The organism is Vibrio sp. 1078-1 (assembly GCF_033340475.1).
Genome location: NZ_JAWOWM010000448.1, coordinates 1 through 652, shown reverse-complemented (window position 1 = coordinate 652; position 652 = coordinate 1). Strand labels below are relative to the sequence as shown.

Here is a 652-nt window from a genome sequence, read left to right as displayed (position 1 = left end):
GTCGCGGCAACGCCACGCACGTGGTTGCCCTGAGAAAGTCTGAGGAAGTATCGGAAATGGCCAGTGTCCACCTATATGCCGCTGATGCCATTGATCTGATCGTTACGAGGAATGCCTCTATACGCGCCCAGCTGGGTGATCGGGGGCGACTGCTGGTCTACGAGCCAGTGCGGGGCAAGCACGCGGGCAAACCATGTCGACTCACTGCCAGCCATTTGCACTACATCATCAAGCTACTTGTCGACCAACACCAGCTTCAAACGGACGATGGGAAGCCGCTCATGTTGAACGTCACTCGGTTGCGTCAGACGCTCCTGAATCGCGTGTGGGAGATGTCCGGCCAAGATCCGTTGATCACGGCCAGAACGGGACGACACACCGTTCAGACCGGCAATGCCCACTCCTGGGAAGCACCACCAGAAGCGGAAACCAATATGCGTTTTTTAGGCGAGGCGCGTGTTCAAGAGCTTCTTAGCAAGCCGAATATCATCGCCAGTGATCGGACGCCCGTTGCGTCATGCCAGGATGTCCGCCGAGGGCACCGATCCCCGAAAAACGGCGAGCCCTGTCAGGACTATCTGGGCTGTTTCCGGTGCAAGAGCTTTGTGGTGACCGGCGATGACCTGTATCGACTGTTCAGCTTCTACTGGGC

1 pseudogene is annotated in these 652 nt (G+C 57.7%); it reads left to right on the top strand.

What is annotated here, in order from left to right:
• Positions 1-56: 56 nt before the first annotated feature.
• A pseudogene (locus tag R7190_RS28120) lies at positions 57-652 on the top strand (hypothetical protein); the annotation flags it as partial.